The 15,194-nt window shown below is 74.1% G+C and carries 15 protein-coding genes; 10 read left to right on the top strand and 5 right to left on the bottom strand.

Annotation, left to right across the window (positions count from 1 at the left end; all coding sequences use genetic code 11):
- The 3 genes from FRZ03_RS17230 to FRZ03_RS17220 all read right to left on the bottom strand — a co-directional run.
- On the bottom strand, nt 1-1,432 hold a 1,432-nt coding region (locus FRZ03_RS17230), incomplete at its 3' end, for a carboxylesterase/lipase family protein (protein ID WP_186785466.1).
- 215 nt (nt 1,433-1,647) lie between these two features.
- Nucleotides 1,648-1,911 carry a hypothetical protein gene (locus FRZ03_RS17225; RefSeq protein ID WP_261399198.1) on the bottom strand — a complete coding sequence of 88 codons (264 nt, stop codon included), beginning with the start codon at nt 1,909-1,911 and terminating at the stop codon, nt 1,648-1,650.
- Nucleotides 1,908-2,771 carry an isocitrate lyase/PEP mutase family protein gene (locus FRZ03_RS17220; RefSeq protein WP_146466043.1) on the bottom strand — a complete coding sequence of 288 codons (864 nt, stop codon included), beginning with the start codon at nt 2,769-2,771 and terminating at the stop codon, nt 1,908-1,910. Before FRZ03_RS17220 ends, FRZ03_RS17225 begins: the two co-directional genes overlap by 4 nt.
- 675 nt (nt 2,772-3,446) lie before the next feature.
- Here FRZ03_RS17220 and FRZ03_RS17210 point away from each other — a divergent pair.
- Nucleotides 3,447-4,079 carry a VOC family protein gene (locus FRZ03_RS17210; protein ID WP_146466042.1) on the top strand — a complete coding sequence of 211 codons (633 nt, stop codon included), beginning with the start codon at nt 3,447-3,449 and terminating at the stop codon, nt 4,077-4,079.
- Between the two features lie 116 nt (nt 4,080-4,195).
- On the top strand, nt 4,196-4,597 hold the full coding sequence (locus tag FRZ03_RS17205; protein WP_146466041.1) for a VOC family protein: 402 nt from the start codon (nt 4,196-4,198) through the stop codon (nt 4,595-4,597).
- Here the strand turns inward: FRZ03_RS17205 and FRZ03_RS17200 are convergent.
- Both FRZ03_RS17200 and FRZ03_RS17195 read right to left on the bottom strand, forming a co-directional pair.
- Nucleotides 4,580-5,263 carry a helix-turn-helix transcriptional regulator gene (locus tag FRZ03_RS17200; protein ID WP_146466040.1) on the bottom strand — a complete coding sequence of 228 codons (684 nt, stop codon included), beginning with the start codon at nt 5,261-5,263 and terminating at the stop codon, nt 4,580-4,582. The two genes, FRZ03_RS17205 and FRZ03_RS17200, sit on opposite strands and share 18 nt — an antisense overlap.
- A 39-nt stretch (nt 5,264-5,302) precedes the next feature.
- A complete protein-coding gene (locus tag FRZ03_RS17195) occupies nt 5,303-6,541 on the bottom strand; it encodes a YihY/virulence factor BrkB family protein (protein ID WP_261399194.1) in 1,239 nt (412 codons plus the stop codon).
- Between the two features lie 166 nt (nt 6,542-6,707).
- Here FRZ03_RS17195 and FRZ03_RS17190 point away from each other — a divergent pair, with 166 nt between their 5' ends.
- The 8 genes from FRZ03_RS17190 to FRZ03_RS17160 all read left to right on the top strand — a co-directional run bounded on the left by FRZ03_RS17190 (nt 6,708) and on the right by FRZ03_RS17160 (nt 15,179).
- Complete coding sequence (locus tag FRZ03_RS17190) at nt 6,708-8,345, top strand: acyl-CoA dehydrogenase family protein (RefSeq protein WP_146466039.1); 1,638 nt, start codon at nt 6,708-6,710, stop codon at nt 8,343-8,345.
- A gap of 342 nt (nt 8,346-8,687) precedes the next feature.
- Nucleotides 8,688-9,983, top strand: coding sequence for a GAF domain-containing protein (locus tag FRZ03_RS17185; RefSeq protein WP_398660542.1), 1,296 nt, complete (start codon nt 8,688-8,690; stop codon nt 9,981-9,983).
- 209 nt (nt 9,984-10,192) lie between these two features.
- The gene (locus FRZ03_RS17180; RefSeq protein WP_146466037.1) at nt 10,193-11,530 is read left to right on the top strand and encodes a hypothetical protein; all 1,338 of its coding nucleotides are present in this window, start codon (nt 10,193-10,195) and stop codon (nt 11,528-11,530) included.
- A gap of 136 nt (nt 11,531-11,666) precedes the next feature.
- The gene (locus FRZ03_RS17175; protein WP_146466036.1) at nt 11,667-12,239 is read left to right on the top strand and encodes a GNAT family N-acetyltransferase; all 573 of its coding nucleotides are present in this window, start codon (nt 11,667-11,669) and stop codon (nt 12,237-12,239) included.
- Nucleotides 12,240-12,366: 127 nt separating this feature from the next.
- Nucleotides 12,367-12,450, top strand: coding sequence for a putative leader peptide (locus FRZ03_RS40990; RefSeq protein ID WP_310739661.1), 84 nt, complete (start codon nt 12,367-12,369; stop codon nt 12,448-12,450).
- A gap of 145 nt (nt 12,451-12,595) precedes the next feature.
- The gene (locus FRZ03_RS17170; protein WP_146466035.1) at nt 12,596-14,293 is read left to right on the top strand and encodes a nitrite/sulfite reductase; all 1,698 of its coding nucleotides are present in this window, start codon (nt 12,596-12,598) and stop codon (nt 14,291-14,293) included.
- A complete protein-coding gene (locus FRZ03_RS17165; RefSeq protein WP_146466034.1) occupies nt 14,290-14,472 on the top strand; it encodes a hypothetical protein in 183 nt (60 codons plus the stop codon). Before FRZ03_RS17170 ends, FRZ03_RS17165 begins: the two co-directional genes overlap by 4 nt.
- A complete protein-coding gene (locus FRZ03_RS17160; protein WP_146466033.1) occupies nt 14,469-15,179 on the top strand; it encodes a phosphoadenylyl-sulfate reductase in 711 nt (236 codons plus the stop codon). The genes FRZ03_RS17165 and FRZ03_RS17160 overlap by 4 nt, the downstream gene beginning before the upstream one ends.
- The last annotated feature ends 15 nt before the right edge of the window (nt 15,180-15,194 follow it).

Here is a 15,194-nt window from a genome sequence, read left to right as displayed (position 1 = left end):
CCCGTGGGCCGTAGGCGGTATGCGCGGGACCGTCGCCGAAGATGCGTACCGGGTGCGAGGCGTCCCACGCCTCCCAGCCGGGGTCCCCGCTCGTCGCGAACCGCACCCACGCCGCGTGCATCTCGTCGCACAGCTCGTGCGGCGCGCCCTGCCCGGCCAGCTTCTGCGACTCGGGAATGTCCCCGGAGTCGAACACGAAGCCCAGCTCCAGGGCGTGGCAGGCGCGGAGCCCGGGGCGCAGGGAGGGCCAGGCGAACTCGTAGAGGTGGCTGGTGGCGGGCCGGGCGTCGGCGAGGCGGTGCAGCGGGACGCGCAGCAGGTGGTCGGTGACCATCTGGCCGACGGTCTCGGCGGCGCCCGCGTCGGGGTGCAAGGCGCGGTAGCCGCGCGGGACCTCGTGGCCGGAGTGGCAGCGGGCCATGGCCCCGGCGAGGGCGACGGCGCCGAGCCGGTCGACGTGCTCCACCAGTCCGCCGGGCACCAGCCACAGCCGGTACTCGTCCCGGGTCCAGCCCATCAGCAGGTCCACGTCCCGGGCGGCGTCGCCCTCGACCAGGGCCTTGAACGGCTCGCGGGGCACGAGGTCGCCGTCCACGACGACGCCGAACGCCGGCCCGCCGAGCACCGGACCGGCGAGCCGGCCGGCCTCGGCCTGGGTGCGCAGCAGCAGCTCGCGGTCGACGGCGGCGAAGGCCTCGGCGGTGGCGGGGATCCTCAGCCGGGCGGCCATCCGGCGCACCATCCGCCGTACCTTGTCGCGGTCGCAGACCTCGGGCGCGCCGCTCTGCAGCACCGCGCGCCGGATCAGGCCGTCGGTGTGGGGCGAGGCGAGCAGGACGCCGGCGCTGATCGCGCCCGCCGACTGGCCGCACAGGGTGATGCGGCCGGGGTCGCCGCCGAAGGCGCCGATCGCCTCGTGCACCCAGCGCAGCGCGGCGAGCTGGTCGCGCAGGCCGGGGTTGGGCGGCGCGTCCGGGAACAGTCCGTAGCCCTCGACGCCAAGCCGGTAGTTGACCGAGACGAAGACGACGCCGTCGCGCGCGAAGGTGCGGCCGTCGTAGACCGGGACGGCCGAGGAGCCCCGGGTCAGCGCGCCGCCGTGCAGCCACACCAGGACGGGCAGCCGGGCTCCGGGGCCCGGCTCGGGCGTCCATATGTTGAGGTTGAGGCAGTCGTCGCCGGGGATGGTGGGGTCGGACAGGTACTGGGCGAAGGCCTCGGAGTACGGCGGTTTCGGCGCGGTCGGGCCGAACGCGCCCGCGTCGCGCACCCCGTCCCAGGGCTCGGGCGGCTCGGGCGGCCGGAACCGCCGGGGGCCGAAGGGCGGGGCGGCGTACGGGATGCCCCGGAACACCGCGATTCCCCCCTCGTACCGGCCGCGGACCGCCCCGTGGGGCGTCGCGGCCACCGGGCCCGCCGGGTCTGCCGTCATCGCCCACCAGCCCTTCGCAGAAGCGCTTTGCCCTGTCCACATCAGAGCAATACGAGGGCCGGATGTATTCCGGTGCACAGACCACGGAGCGGACCGTCCGGCGCCCGGACGGCCGGGCACGACGAGGGCCGGGCGGCCTCCCGCGCGGGAGGTGCCCGGCCGTCGCCGCCCCGAGCACGCGGCCGTACGACCGCGTGGGCCCATGGGAGTCCTGGTCAGTCCCCCTCGTCCGACGGGCGGGGGTTGCCGAAGAGGGCCTCGATGGCGTCCACGGCGCTGCCGTCGTGGTCGCTGCCCGCGTCTCCCCGGCCGGTCTGCACATTGGCGGTGCGGTCGACCTCCAGCCAGGAGTCGGCGTGCGAGTTGTCCACCAGGGTGACCAGGCTGTCGTCCGCGACCGCCGGGACGGCGCCCGCGCCGAGGAAGGCGACGGCGAGCGCCACCGCCGCCCGGGCGCGGGCCACCCGGGCGCCGGTCACACGCCCACGCTCTGGGGGGCGAGCCGGTCGCGGGCGATGTTGCGTTCCAGCAGGGTGGTCGAGGCCTGCACCCCGACCCCGCCGGCCGGGTCCACCTCGGGCAGCCGGCCGTCGGCGGCCTTCAGCCCGGTGAGCGCGGAGTCCATCGCCTCGTGCGCGGCGAACAGACAGGGGGTGCTGTAGATGGCGACGTCCACGCCGAGGTCGGAGAGTTCGCCGAGGGAGAGGCGGGGGGACTTGCCGCCGGCGATCTGGTTGAACAGCAGCGGCTTGTCGCCGACGACCGTCCGGATCCGCTTGATCCACTCCACGCTGCGCACGCCGTCGACCAGGACCACGTCGGCGTCGGTCGCGGCGAGCCGCTCGGCGCGGTGCAGGATGTCGTGCTCGTCGGTGGCGTCGGTGCGGGCGACGACCACCAGGTCCTTGCGGGTCGCCAGGACCTGGTCGAGCTTCTCCAGGTACTCCTCCAGGGGCAGCACCTGCTTGCCGTCGGCATGGCCGCAGCGGCGGGGCCGCTTCTGGTCCTCCAGGATGACGCCGGAGGCGCCGATGCGCTCCAGGCCCTCGACCACGTGGCAGGCGACCTCGGGGTCGACGTACCCGTCGTCGATGTCGACCAGCAGGTGGTGGTGCGGGAACGCGCCCCGCAGCCGCTGCACGAAGGCCACCATGTCGGGCCAGGCGATGAAACCGATGTCCGGCAGCCCGTAGTACGAGGCCGCGAACCCGAATCCGGAGACGAACATCCCGTCGTAGTGCTTGGCCGCGATCGATGCCGAGTACATGTCGTAGACGCCGATCAGCGGTGTGGTCCCGGGCCCGGCGATGCGTTCGCGCAGCTTCTTCCCGTAAGTCAAGGTCCGGCTCCTTCTGTGGGTGGGTGGCACGGCGGCGGGAGCCGCCACACCCGAACGCCCTTTACCAATCCAAGAGCATGACTGGAGAAAAGCATTGATGACTGATTACGCGGGCTTTACTCACTCGGGTGGAGCAACCGGTTCACCGCAGAAACGTCACTTGAAGGTCATGGGCCTTGAGTCAGCCCGGCCGCCCGGGCCGGTCCGCCGTCCGGACGCGCCAGGAGATCCGGGTCGCGGCACCGGGCCGGCGGATGGTCCGCGCCCATCCCGCCGCCCTCGTACGAGGTCTCGTCGGCGCGCAGCAGCACCTGTGCCCGGCCGGCAGGCGGGGTGCCGTACGGACCGGGCGCCGAGGCGGGTGCCGCAGTACGGTCATCCGTACTGCGTGCAGGCCGCCGCGTGCACCCCGGAGACGCCGCAGGTGGCGGGCGAGCCGGGCGCGGACGGCGGCGACGGCGGCCGGGACGGAGCCGTGCCGGTGGTCGGCGGTGCGGGTGCGGAGCAGCGGTGGCGGGGCCATGCCGTGACCCTGAGCACCCGCCATGTGCCCGTCATGTGCCCGTCCACCGCCCGCCGGTGCGACCTGCGGCGCGTCCGGCGGCCTCGGCGACGCGGGCCGGGCGCGGGCGACGGCCTTGAACGGCGCGGCGGTTGACCGTAGCCTCCCACGGGGTGAACGCCATTCCCGCGTATCTGGACCATCTTGTCCTCGCCACCCCCGATCTGGCCGCGACCGTCGCCGAGTTCGCGCGCCGCACCGGGGTGACGCCCGCGCCCGGCGGCGCGCACCTCGGCCATGGCACCCGCAACCATCTGGTGGGGCTGGGCGGCCGGGCCTATCTGGAGATCGTCGGCCCGGACCCGGAGCAGCCGGAGCCCGCCGGGGCGCGGCCGTTCGGCGTCGACCGGCTGCCCGGCCCACGCGTGCTGACCTGGGCGATCAGCCCGCCGGACCTGGACGAGGCGATCGCGCGGGCCCGGGCGCGGGGCTACGACCCCGGCCCCGCGCACCCGATGAGCCGCCGCACCCCGGACGGCACGGTGCTGCGGTGGCGGCTGACCGGCGGCGACCACGCGCACCCCTCCGGACTGGTGCCGTTCCTGATCGACTGGGGCGACTCGCGCCACCCCACCGCCTCGGGCCTGCCGGTCACCCCGCTGCTGGAGGTGTCCGCGACCGCGCCGGGCCCGCAGGAGGTGGCCGGCCCGCTCGCGGCCCTGGACACCGGTCTCGCCCTGGCCGAGGGGCCGGTCTCGCTCACCTTCACCGTGGACACGCCCAAGGGGCCGGTCACCTTCGGCTGAGCCCTACGCCGGGGCCGGCCCGGGTGTCCGGACCGGTTCCGGTGCCCCCGCGGGTCTCCGCTTCGGTGTCCGATTCCTTCAAGACCCGGCGCGCGGCCGCCTCCTACGGTGGCCGCATGACCGTACGTTTCGCTCTGATCGGCGTGGTGGCCTCCGACATGGCCGCCTCGCTCGCCTTCTACCGCCGCCTCGGACTGGAGTTCCCGGAAGGCGCCGAGACCCTGCCGCACGCCGAGGCCGCGCTGCCCGGCGGGCTGACCCTGGCCCTGGACACCGAGGAGACCGTCCGTTCCTTCCACCCCTCCTGGCGCCCGCCTGCCGCCGGGGGCCGCCTCTCGCTCGCCTTCCGGTGCGGCTCGCCGCGGGAGGTCGACGCGCGGTACGAGGACCTGGTGGGCGCCGGGTACCGCGGGGAACTGAAGCCGTGGGACGCCGTCTGGGGGCAGCGGTACGCCACCGTGCTCGACCCCGACGGCAACGGCGTCGACCTGTACGCCCCGCTACCGGCCGCCGAGTAGCCGCCCGAGCGGCATGCCCGCCAGCTCCCGGACGTCCCGCGCGAGATGGGACTGGTCCGCGTATCCGGCGCGGGCCGCCGTCTCGGCGTACGGCACGCCCGCGCGGGCCAGTTCCAGTGCCCGTCGCAGGCGCAATATCCGGGCCAGGGTCTTGGGGCCGTAGCCGAAGGCGGCGCGGCAGCGGCGGTGCAAGGTGCGGGCGCCGAGGCCGAGTTCGGCGGCGGTGGCGGCGACCGGGCGCCCCTCGTCGAGGCGTCGTACCAGCCGGTGCACCCATGGGTCGGGGGGCGGCGCCACGGCGGCCCGGTCCAGGGCGATGTCCTCCAGGGCGGTCGCCGGGTCGGCCGCCGCCGCCATCCGGTCGCCCAGCCGCCGGACCCGGGCGGCCGGCCACAGACCGGCCAGCTCGACCCGCCGGTCGAGAAGTTCGTGGGCGGGGACGCCCAGCAGCGCGGGCGCGGTGCCGGGGTGGAAGCGGACGCCCGCCCAGTGACGGGGACCCTCCGGATCTGGGAGGTAGGGCCGGGTGTCGGGGCCGGCGACCAGCAGCCGTTCCCCGTCCCAGAGCAGGTCCATGCAGCCGTCGGGCAGCACGGGGCCGACGGCGGCCGGTGTGTTCGTCCACACCACCGCGCCGGTCAGCCGGGACGCCCGCTCCGCGTACACGGCCGCCAGGGTACGGCCCCGCGGGCCGACGCGGTCACGTCACCAGTGACGGAAGGGCGCGCCCCCGCTCCCGTTCGCGCCCCCGCCCCCGTTGTCCGGGGTGTGCGGCTGCTCCCCGTTCACCTTGCCCTGCTCCTGCTCCTTCTTCTCCTTGCCCGGCCCCTGCGCGTTCTTCGGGTGCGCGCGCAGCCGGGCCGTGACGTCCTCGGGCGGCAGGAAGCGGGACCAGCGTTCGGGGAACTCCGAGGGCATGTCCGGGTCGTCCGGGTCCGGGTCGGCCTCGCGGGCCGCGGCGGCGCGGGCGACGTACTCGGCGATCTGGGCCGAGCGCACCCGCTCGTTGGCCTCGCGGGCGGCGGCCGTGGCGGCGGCCGGCCAGACCCGGTCGATGGCGGCGTTGACGGCCGCGCCGACCAGCACGGCGAAGGCGGACACACCGATCCACAGCATGACGGCGACGGACGCGGCGAGGGAGCCGTAGATCGTGGCGCCCTCGATGGTGTGCACGAGGTAGATGCGCAGCAGGAAGCTGCCGAGCACCCACATGGCCAGGGCGACCAGGGCCCCGGGGACGTCCTCGATCCAGGGCGAGCGCACCGGCACGGAGACGTGGTACAGGGTGGTCAGGAAGACGATGGACAGGACGATGACGACCGGCCAGTACAGGACCTGCACCACCGTCTCCGACCAGGGCACCACCCGTACCACCGCGTCCGGACCGGCGACCATCAGGGGCAGCGCCACCGAGCCGATCAGCAGCGCCACGATGAAGAGCACGAAGGACATGATCCGGGTGCGGACGATGCCCCGGACGCCGTCGAGGCCGTACATGACGGTGATGGTGTCGATGAAGACGTTCACCGCGCGGGACCCCGACCACAGGGCGAACAGGAAGCCCAGGGAGATGACGTCGGGCCGGCCGCCTTTTATCACGTCGTGCAGGATCGGTTCGGTGATCTCCTTGACGCCCTTGTCGGACAGGACGGTCCGGGAGGCGTCGAGGATGTTGGCCTCCAGGCTGCCGATGGTGTGGGCGCCGGTCCAGGTGTCGACGTAGGCGAGCAGCCCGATGAGGCACAGCAGCAGCGGCGGCACGGACAGCAGCGTGAAGAACGCGGCCTCGGCGGCCAGGCCGAGGATGCGGTACTCCATGCAGGAGTTGACGGTGTCCTTGAGCAGCAGCCAGGCGGTCCTGCGCTTGGAGACGTTCCGGTAGAGGGCGCGGGCCCGGTGGAGCCGTCCGACCGGCCGTTCGGGGGATTCACTTGCTGGCTGCACGACCCAAAGGTATCCGCAGCACCGGGCCGGTCTCACCTCGCGGGGCGGTCCGCCGATCAGCTCGTCGCACCCTGTGCGCAGCTGCCCGGTTTCGCCCCCTCACGGGTGACCGTCCTGTGTCACCCTGGAGGCCATCACCACCGCCTTCCGGGGTAGGTGCGCCATCATGGCAGGCATGTCCACCCACACCGTGACGAACCAGCCGCCCCCGCTGGTCGGCTACGACCTGTTCACCGCCGACCGGGCGCTGGTGGAGGCCGTCGGGCGGCACACTCCGGACGCGCTGCTGGACGAGGTGCGCGGGGAGCTGTCGGCGCTCGGCCGGGCCGCGGGCTCGGCGCAGGTCCAGGAGTGGGCGACGCAGGCGAACGAGCAGCCGCCGCGGCTGCGCGCCCACGACCGCCACGGCCACCGGATCGACGAGGTGGAGTTCCACCCGGCCTGGCACCGGCTGCTCGGCAAGGGCGTCTCGGCGGGGCTGACCGGCGCCTGGACGCGGCCCGCCGGGCATGTGCGCCGGGCGGCCGGGTTCCTGCTGTGGTCCCAGGCCGAGGCGGGCACCTGCTGTCCGCTGTCCATGACGCACGCGGCGGTGCCCGCGCTGCGCACCGACCCCGCGCTCGCCGCGGTCTGGGAGCCCCGGCTGAGCTCCACGATCTACGACCGGGAGCTGCGGCCGGCCGCGCACAAGCCCGGCGCCCTGTTCGGTATGGGCATGACCGAGAAGCAGGGCGGCAGCGACGTCCGGGCGAACACCACCCGGGCCCGCCCGCTCGCCGAGGAGGGCACCTACACGCTCACCGGGCACAAGTGGTTCTGCTCGGCGCCGATGTCGGACGCGTTCCTGGTGCTGGCGCAGGCCCCGGGCGGCCTGACCTGCTTCCTGGTGCCGCGGGTCCTGGACGACGGCACCCGCAACGTCTTCCTGCTCCAGCGGCTCAAGGACAAGCTGGGCAACCGGTCCAACGCCTCCGCCGAGGTGGAGTTCGACGGCACCTGGGCGCGCCGGGTCAGCGAGGAGGGGCGCGGGGTGCGGACCATCATCGGGATGGTCGCCGCGACCCGGCTGGACTGCGCGCTCGGCTCGGCCGGCCTGATGCGGCAGGCGGTGGCGCAGGCGGTGCACCACTGCGCCCACCGGGAGGCGTTCGGCGGCCGGCTGCTCGACAAGCCGCTGATGCGCAATGTGCTCGCCGACCTCGCGCTGGAGTCGGAGGCGGCGACCGCTCTGGCGGTGCGGCTGGCGGCGGCGTACGACGACGGGAGCGAGCGGGAGCGCGCCTTCGCGCGGCTCGCGGTGCCGGCCGCCAAGTACTGGATCACCAAGCGGTGCGCGCCGGTCGTGGTCGAGGCCGCCGAGTGCCTGGGCGGCAACGGGTACGTGGAGGAGTCGGGGCTGCCCCGGCTGGTGCGCGAGTCGCCGCTGAACTCCGTGTGGGAGGGCGCCGGGAACGTGCAGGCGCTGGACGCGCTGCGGGCGCTGCGGCGGGAGCCGGGCGCGCTGGACGCCTGTCTGGCCGAGATCGGTCAGGCGCACGGCGCCGATCACCGGCTGGACCGGGCGGTGAAGGACCTGTTCGGCGAACTGGCCGATCTGGAGGGCGTGGAGGGCCGGGCGCGGCGACTGGTGGAGCGGCTGGCGCTGGTGCTCCAGGGCTCCCTGCTGGTGCGGCACGCGCCGCCGGAGGTGGCCGACGCCTTCTGCGCCTCCCGGCTGGGCGGCGACCACGGAGGGACGTTCGGCACGCTGCCGGGCGGCCTGGACCTGGCACCGGTGGTCGAGCGGGCGCGGCCGGTCGCCTGAAACACCGCGCGTCCACGGGGGGTTCTGCGAGGTCCTGGCGAAAACCGCCGGTGCCCGGCCGGGGGTGGTGCCGCGCCGACACGGCACCACCCCCGCCACGTGGGCCGGTCGCGGCCCCCGGACGCCGCGGTGGGCGTCGTGGTCAAGTCTCTGCGGGGTTCGGACGGTTCACCAGGGTTGCAGGGGGTTGCAACTTCTCGGCGCACATGCGCGGAGTGTGTGCCTCCGGCCTGCCCGGCCCGGCAGTATGAGAGGCACAGCCGACCGGAGTGCGTCGCCCGGGCGGCTTGCGGAGTTTGTTCGACGCCCTTCTCCCGGAGGAGACCCGTGGTGAACCCGCCGATGAACGTGGCGCGCCTGGCCGCCGTGGACGCGGCGCAGGCGGCCCGGGTGATGCACGAGGTGCGCGAGGCGACGCTGGCCGGCCAGCGCGGCCCCGTGGCGCCGCGGCCGGTGATCGAGCAGTCCTGGGGGCGGATGCTGCGCAGCGGCGTCGATCCCGACCGCGACTGCAGATCGGGGCTGTTGCCCCCGGAGGAGGTGCGGCGGCGGCGCGAGGAGTCGCCGCTGCGGCATGTCCTGCCGGTGCTGCGCGAGGGGCTGCTCTCGGTCGCCGACGTCGCCCAGCACATCATGGTCGTCGCGGACGCCGAGGGACGGGTGCTGTGGCGCGAGGGGTCGGGGCCGGTGCTGCGCAAGGCGGACGGGCTCGGCTTCGAACTGGGCGCGGACTGGCGGGAGGACGTGGTCGGCACCAACGGGGTGGGCACTCCGGTGGTCGTGCGCCGGCCCGTGCAGGTGTTCGCCGCCGAGCACTTCGTGCGCTCGCACACCTCCTGGACGTGCACGGGGGCGCCGATCACCGATCCGCGCGACGGCCGGCTCCTCGGAGTGGTGGATGTGAGCGGCCCGCTGGAGACCATGCATCCGGCGACGCTGGCCTGGGTGGACTCGGTGGCCAAGCTCGCCGAGGCGCGGCTGCGGGAGCTGCACCAAGCCTCGCTGGAGCGGCTGCGGGCGGTGGCGGCGCCGGTGCTGGCGCGGCTGACCGGGCGGGCACTGGTGGTGGACCGGGACGGCTGGGCGGCGGCCGTGACGGGGATGCCGTATCTGCGGCGGGTGGTGCTGCCCAAGTCGCTGGTGCCGGGCCGCCGGTGGCTGCCGTCGCTCGGCTGGTGCGCGGTGGAGCCGCTGTGCGGGGGCTGGCTGCTGCGGGCGGACGGGGAGCCGCACGCCGCGCCGTCCTCCCGCGTCGTACTGGACCTGACCCGGCCGGAGCGCGCCGCGGTGACCGTGTCGGCGGGTGCCTCGGCGGGCACCTGGTCCCGGGAACTGAGCCCGCGCCACGCCGAGTTGCTGTTCCTGCTGGCCGAACACCCGCACGGGCGCGGGGCGGCGGAGCTGGCCGGGGACCTCTTCGGAGACCCGTCACGGACGGTGACGGTGCGAGCGGAGATGTCGCGGATACGCCGTTATCTCGGCGGACTTCTCCAGCATCGGCCGTATCGTTTCTGTGATGCGGCGGACGTCGAGCTGCTGTTGCCCGAGAACCCCCGGGACCTGCTGCCCCGTTCGTCGGCCGGGGCGGTGCGGCGCCGCCGGGTGGCCCTGGCGGGCGACGGCCCGGCGTCCGCGTGACGGCGGGGGCGCGGCTCTTCCCGTGTGTCTTCCGGGTATTTGCGGGGTCTTCGCCCTGCGCGGACCGTTACTGCCGTAGCATCCCTACGGGCCCGGCCGCCCGGGGCGCGCGTCAACCCGTGCACCGTCCGGCGCAGTTGGGCCGTCCCGGCCGCAGGGCCGGGGCGACGGCGTGCGCCGGAGCGAAGGGACCCTGAAGAGGGGACGACATGAACCATCGCGGCAGACATCGTCGGCGCAGGCGGGGCGCGGCCCTGCGCGCCGCGCTGACCGGGACCGCGCTGGCGCTGACCGCGGCCGCCACCCTGATCAGCACCTCCCAGGCACAGGTCACCGAGCGCCCCGGCGCCCTCAAGCCGCTCACCGCCCCGGCGGACACCGCCCCGCTGCGGCTGCGCGAGCAACTGGTGCCCGGCCGCGCCCTGGACCGGCTGGCCGCCGCCATGGGCCGTCCGGTCGGCGTGGACACCGTGCTGGGCAGCGCCGACCGCACCCTGACCGAGGGCGCCGGCTGCTCCGACACCGACCGCGCCTCCCTGCCCGTCACCCCCTCCCCCGACCGCGCCTACTGCTGGGACGCGTCCGACACCGCCTCCGGCGCAGACTGGCGGCCCGCCTCGGTGACCACCTCCGGGGACGCCGACGAGGACGGGGTGTGGGGCAGCCACCGGGTCGTCCTGAGCGGCTGGACGCACAGCACCGAGGACGGCCCGCGCGCCGAGCGGGGCCTCGCCCGGGTCGCCTTCGTGAACGCCGACGACCCGGACCGGCTCGCCTATCGCTGGGTGCTGCTGGTGGTGCCGGTGGACGGCGGCCGCGACTACCGGGGCCTCGGCTCGGGGATCTCGTCCATGGTCTGGTACCAGGACAAACTGCTGGTCACCACCCGCCGGGCCGGCGACACCGCGCTCTATGTGTACGACGTCGACCGCATCCAGCGCACCACGGTCGACGGACCCGGGGTCGGCCGGGTGCGCGGCGGCTGGTCCGCCGACGGCTACCGGTACGTGATGCCCGCGGTGGGCGCCTACCGCTTCACCGGGGGCCGCTGCTCGGCGTCCGGGCCGCCCTGTCCGGGCGCGCTGTCGCTCGACCGCAGCACGGCACCGGACAGCCTGGTCGCCGCCGAGTGGACCGCCCCCGGCAGCGAGCGCACCGCCCGGCTGTGGCGGTACGCGTTCAGCACCGTGCCCGGACACGAGGGGCTGCTCGCCACGAACGCCGCGGGGCAGGTGAACGCGGTGGAGGAGTACCGGACCCGGGTGACCGGGATCCGGGGCGTGCTGTCCTACCGGCGGGCCGGGGCCGAGCGCCCGTCCTGGTATGTGGGACGGCTGCCCGGTTCGCAAGACGGACACGGCGGGCTGCTGCGCCAGGACACCCGGGGCGCGCAGGCCGCGGAGTGCGGCACGGACGGCACTCACCGCTGCTGGGCCGACTCCCCGGGCTCCCTGTCGTACTGGCAGGAGACCGGCGAGGTGTGGTCCCTGTCCGACCGGATGCTGTTCGCGCTGCCGCTGGCGGAGCTGGACCGGTCACTGGGCTGAGGCCGGCGGCGGGGCCGGCGCACGGCGGGCCGAAGGGGCGCGGCACACGGCGGCCGAGGCGCACACGGCGGGCCGGGCAGCGGGAGCGCCCGACGGCCGTCGACAGACCCCGCGGCGGGATGATTCCCTGGCCCGCATGAGCAGCGTCCCTGTCACCACCTGGTACCTGGAGCAGACGACCCCGGCCGATCTGCTGCCCGCCGCCGCCCCCGAAGGCGACGTCCGCGTCGTCCGCGCGGAGGTGCCCTCCCCCGAGTTCAACCGGTTCCTGTACACCGCGGTGGGCGGGGACATCCGCTGGACCGACCGGCTCGGCTGGTCGTACGCGCGCTGGCAAGAGCTGCTGGAGCAGCCGGGGACGGAGACCTGGGTGGCCTACGACCGCGGCACCCCGGCCGGGTACGTCGAGCTGGAGGCGCAGGACGAGGGCGCGGTGGAGATCCTCTACTTCGGGCTGCTGCCCGCCTTCCGGGGCCGGGGCATCGGCGGCCATCTGCTGGCGCAGGGCACCGCCCGCGCCTGGGACCTCGCCGAGCGCTGGCCGGGCCGGACGCCGACGAAGCGGGTCTGGGTGCACACCTGCGACAAGGACGGCGAGTTCGCCATGGCCAACTACCAGCGGCGCGGGTTCAAGCTGTACGACACCAGGGTCGAGCTGGAGCCCGACGTGGCGACGCCGGGGCCCTGGCCCGGCGCGTACCCTGCCTGACCTGCCAGGACAACCCTCCGCCCGGCACATGTGAGCGACGACACCGTTGTCCCGTATTTTGGGACAAGGGTGTCCGCATGCCGGAAGAAGCTGGACTGTGTCCAGATCGCCGTGCCACGCTTCCGTCATGCCTGGAACTGGAATTGCCTTGGTGAGTCGGCGGCACGTCGACCTCGGCCGCATGTCCAGCGCCATTTGTCCGGCGAGCTGATCTCTCCAGCACCGCCGTTCCCGCACTTTCGACCCCGCTCGCCCCCTGCCCGCGCACGGCTGCGCAATCCTGCCCGTGCGCGCATAAACGTGCAGGTCAGCGCCGTCAGACTCGCCTTTCCTCCGGTCCGAAGGACGTAGCAACCATGGCCGCCAACCCACAGAACCCAGCCGCCTCCGCGCCCCGCCGCAAGGTGAGCCGTCACCGCGGTGAGGGCCAGTGGGCCCAGGGCCACTTCACGCCACTCAACGGCAACGAGCAGTTCAAGAAGGACGACGACGGTCTCAACGTACGGACACGCATTGAGACGATCTACTCCCAGCGCGGATTCGACTCCATCGACCCGACCGACCTGCGAGGCCGGATGCGGTGGTGGGGCCTGTACACCCAGCGCAAGCCGGGGATCGACGGCGGCAAGACCGCGATCCTGGAGCCGGAGGAGCTGGACGACGAGTACTTCATGCTGCGGGTGCGGATCGACGGCGGCCGGCTGACCACCGCACAGCTGCGGGTGATCGGCGAGGTCTCCCAGGAGTTCGCGCGCGGCACCGCCGACATCACCGACCGGCAGAACATCCAGCTGCACTGGGTCCGGATCGAGGACGTGCCGGAGATATGGCGGCGCCTGGAGGCGGTGGGGCTGTCCACCACCGAGGCCTGCGGCGACACGCCCCGCGCGATCCTCGGCTCCCCGGTGGCGGGCATCGCCGAGGACGAGATCATCGACGGCACCCCGGCCATCGAGGAGATCCACCGACGGGTCGTCGGGAACCCCGCGTACTCGAACCTGCCGCGCAAGTTCAAGACCGCGGTCTCCGGCTCGCCGCTGCTGGACGTGGCGCACGAGATCAACGACGTCGCGTTCGTCGGCGTCGAACACCCCGAGCACGGCCCCGGCTTCGACCTGTGGGTCGGCGGCGGGCTGTCCACCAACCCCAAGATCGGGGTGCGGCTGGGCGCCTGGGTGCCGCTGGAGGAGGTCGCCGACGTCCACGAGGGCGTCATCTCGATCTTCCGTGACCACGGCTACCGGCGGCTGCGCAACCGGGCCCGGCTGAAGTTCCTGGTCGCCGACTGGGGCGCGGAGCGGTTCCGGCAGGTGCTGGAGGACGAGTACCTCAAGCGCAAGCTGATCGACGGCCCGGCGCCGGACCAGCCCGTGGAGCGCTGGCGCGACCACGTGGGCGTGCACCGGCAGAAGGACGGCCGCTTCTACGTCGGCTTCGCGCCGCGCGTCGGCCGGGTGGACGGCGCCACGCTGGCCAAGGTCGCCGAGGTCGCCGAGGCGCACGGGTCCGGGCGGGTGCGCACCACCACCGAGCAGAAGATGATCGTGCTGGACGTCGAGGAGGCCCAGGTCGACTCGTTGCGCACGGCACTCGACGCGCTCGACCTCAGCGTCTCCCCGTCCCCGTTCCGGCGCGGCACCATGGCCTGCACCGGCATCGAGTTCTGCAAGCTCGCCATCGTGGAGACCAAGGCGCGCGGCAGCGCCCTGATCGACGAACTGGAGCGCCGGCTCCCCGAGTTCGACGAGCCGCTGACCATCAACATCAACGGCTGCCCCAACGCCTGCGCCCGCATCCAGGTGGCGGACATCGGTCTCAAGGGCCAGCTGGTCCTGGACGAGGACGGCAACCAGGTCGAGGGCTACCAGGTGCACCTGGGCGGCGCCCTCGGTCTGGAGGCGGGCTTCGGCCGCAAGGTGCGCGGGCTGAAGGTCACCTCGCAGGAACTGCCCGACTACATCGAGCGGGTGCTCAGGCGCTACCTGGCCGAGCGCGAGGACGGCGAGCGGTTCGCCGCCTGGGCCGGCCGCGCCGCCGAGGAGGCCCTGTCGTGAGCGAGCGTGCGGCACCCTTCCACTGCCCCTACTGCGGCGACGAGGACCTGCGGCCGAACGAACAGGGCCACGGCGCCTGGGAGTGCGGCGCGTGCAACCGCGCCTTCCAGCTGAAATTCCTCGGGCTGCTCGCCCAGGGACTGCGGCGAGCCGACGACCACAAGGGCGGACGGACATGACGGAACTTCAGCACGAGCGCACCACCGAGGAGTTGCGGGAGCTGGCCGAGCACGCGGGCCGCGAACTGGAGGACGCCTCCGCCCTGGAGATCCTGCGCTGGGCGGTGGACACCTTCGGCGAGGAGTTCTGCGTGACCTCATCCATGGAGGACGCCGTGGTCGCGCACCTCGCCTCCCGGGTGCGCGAGGGCGTGGACGTCGTCTTCCTCGACACCGGCTACCACTTCCCGGAGACCATCGGCACCCGGGACGCGGTGGCGGCCGTGATGGACGTCAACGTCATCACCCTCACCCCCCGGCAGACGGTCGCCGAGCAGGACGCCGAGTACGGCCCGAAGCTGCACGACCGCGATCCCGATCTGTGCTGCGCCCTGCGCAAGGTGCGGCCGCTGGCGGAGGGCCTGGAGAACTACCGGGCGTGGGCCACCGGTCTGCGCCGCGACGAGTCGCCGACCCGGGCGAACACCCCGGTCGTCGGCTGGGACGAGAAGCGGCGCAAGGTCAAGGTCTCCCCCATCGCCCGCTGGACCCAGGACGACGTGGACGCCTACATCGCCGAACACGGCGTGCTCACCAACCCGTTGCTGATGGACGGCTACCCCTCCATCGGCTGCGCCCCGTGCACCCGCCGGGTGCTGGAGGGCGAGGACGCGCGGGCCGGACGCTGGGCGGGCCGCGCCAAGACCGAGTGCGGGCTGCACGGATGACGCCCCACCCGATTC

The organism is Streptomyces misionensis (assembly GCF_007896895.1).
Classification (GTDB): Bacteria; Actinomycetota; Actinomycetes; order Streptomycetales; family Streptomycetaceae; genus Streptomyces; species Streptomyces misionensis_A.
The sequence above is the reverse complement of the archived record's forward strand: the minus strand, read 5'-3'. Positions and strand labels throughout refer to the sequence as shown.

What these genes read in the sequence shown, in the direction of transcription:
- FRZ03_RS17190 (WP_146466039.1), top strand. Translation starts at nt 6,708, where the DNA reads ATGGCAGGCATGTCCACCCACACCGTGACGAACCAGCCGCCCCCGCTG.
- FRZ03_RS40990 (WP_310739661.1), top strand. Translation starts at nt 12,367, where the DNA reads ATGCCTGGAACTGGAATTGCCTTGGTGAGTCGGCGGCACGTCGACCTC.
- FRZ03_RS17205 (WP_146466041.1), top strand. Translation starts at nt 4,196, where the DNA reads ATGACCGTACGTTTCGCTCTGATCGGCGTGGTGGCCTCCGACATGGCC.
- FRZ03_RS17160 (WP_146466033.1), top strand. Translation starts at nt 14,469, where the DNA reads ATGACGGAACTTCAGCACGAGCGCACCACCGAGGAGTTGCGGGAGCTG.
- FRZ03_RS17185 (WP_398660542.1), top strand. Translation starts at nt 8,688, where the DNA reads ATGAACGTGGCGCGCCTGGCCGCCGTGGACGCGGCGCAGGCGGCCCGG.
- FRZ03_RS17175 (WP_146466036.1), top strand. Translation starts at nt 11,667, where the DNA reads ATGAGCAGCGTCCCTGTCACCACCTGGTACCTGGAGCAGACGACCCCG.
- FRZ03_RS17180 (WP_146466037.1), top strand. Translation starts at nt 10,193, where the DNA reads ATGAACCATCGCGGCAGACATCGTCGGCGCAGGCGGGGCGCGGCCCTG.
- FRZ03_RS17170 (WP_146466035.1), top strand. Translation starts at nt 12,596, where the DNA reads ATGGCCGCCAACCCACAGAACCCAGCCGCCTCCGCGCCCCGCCGCAAG.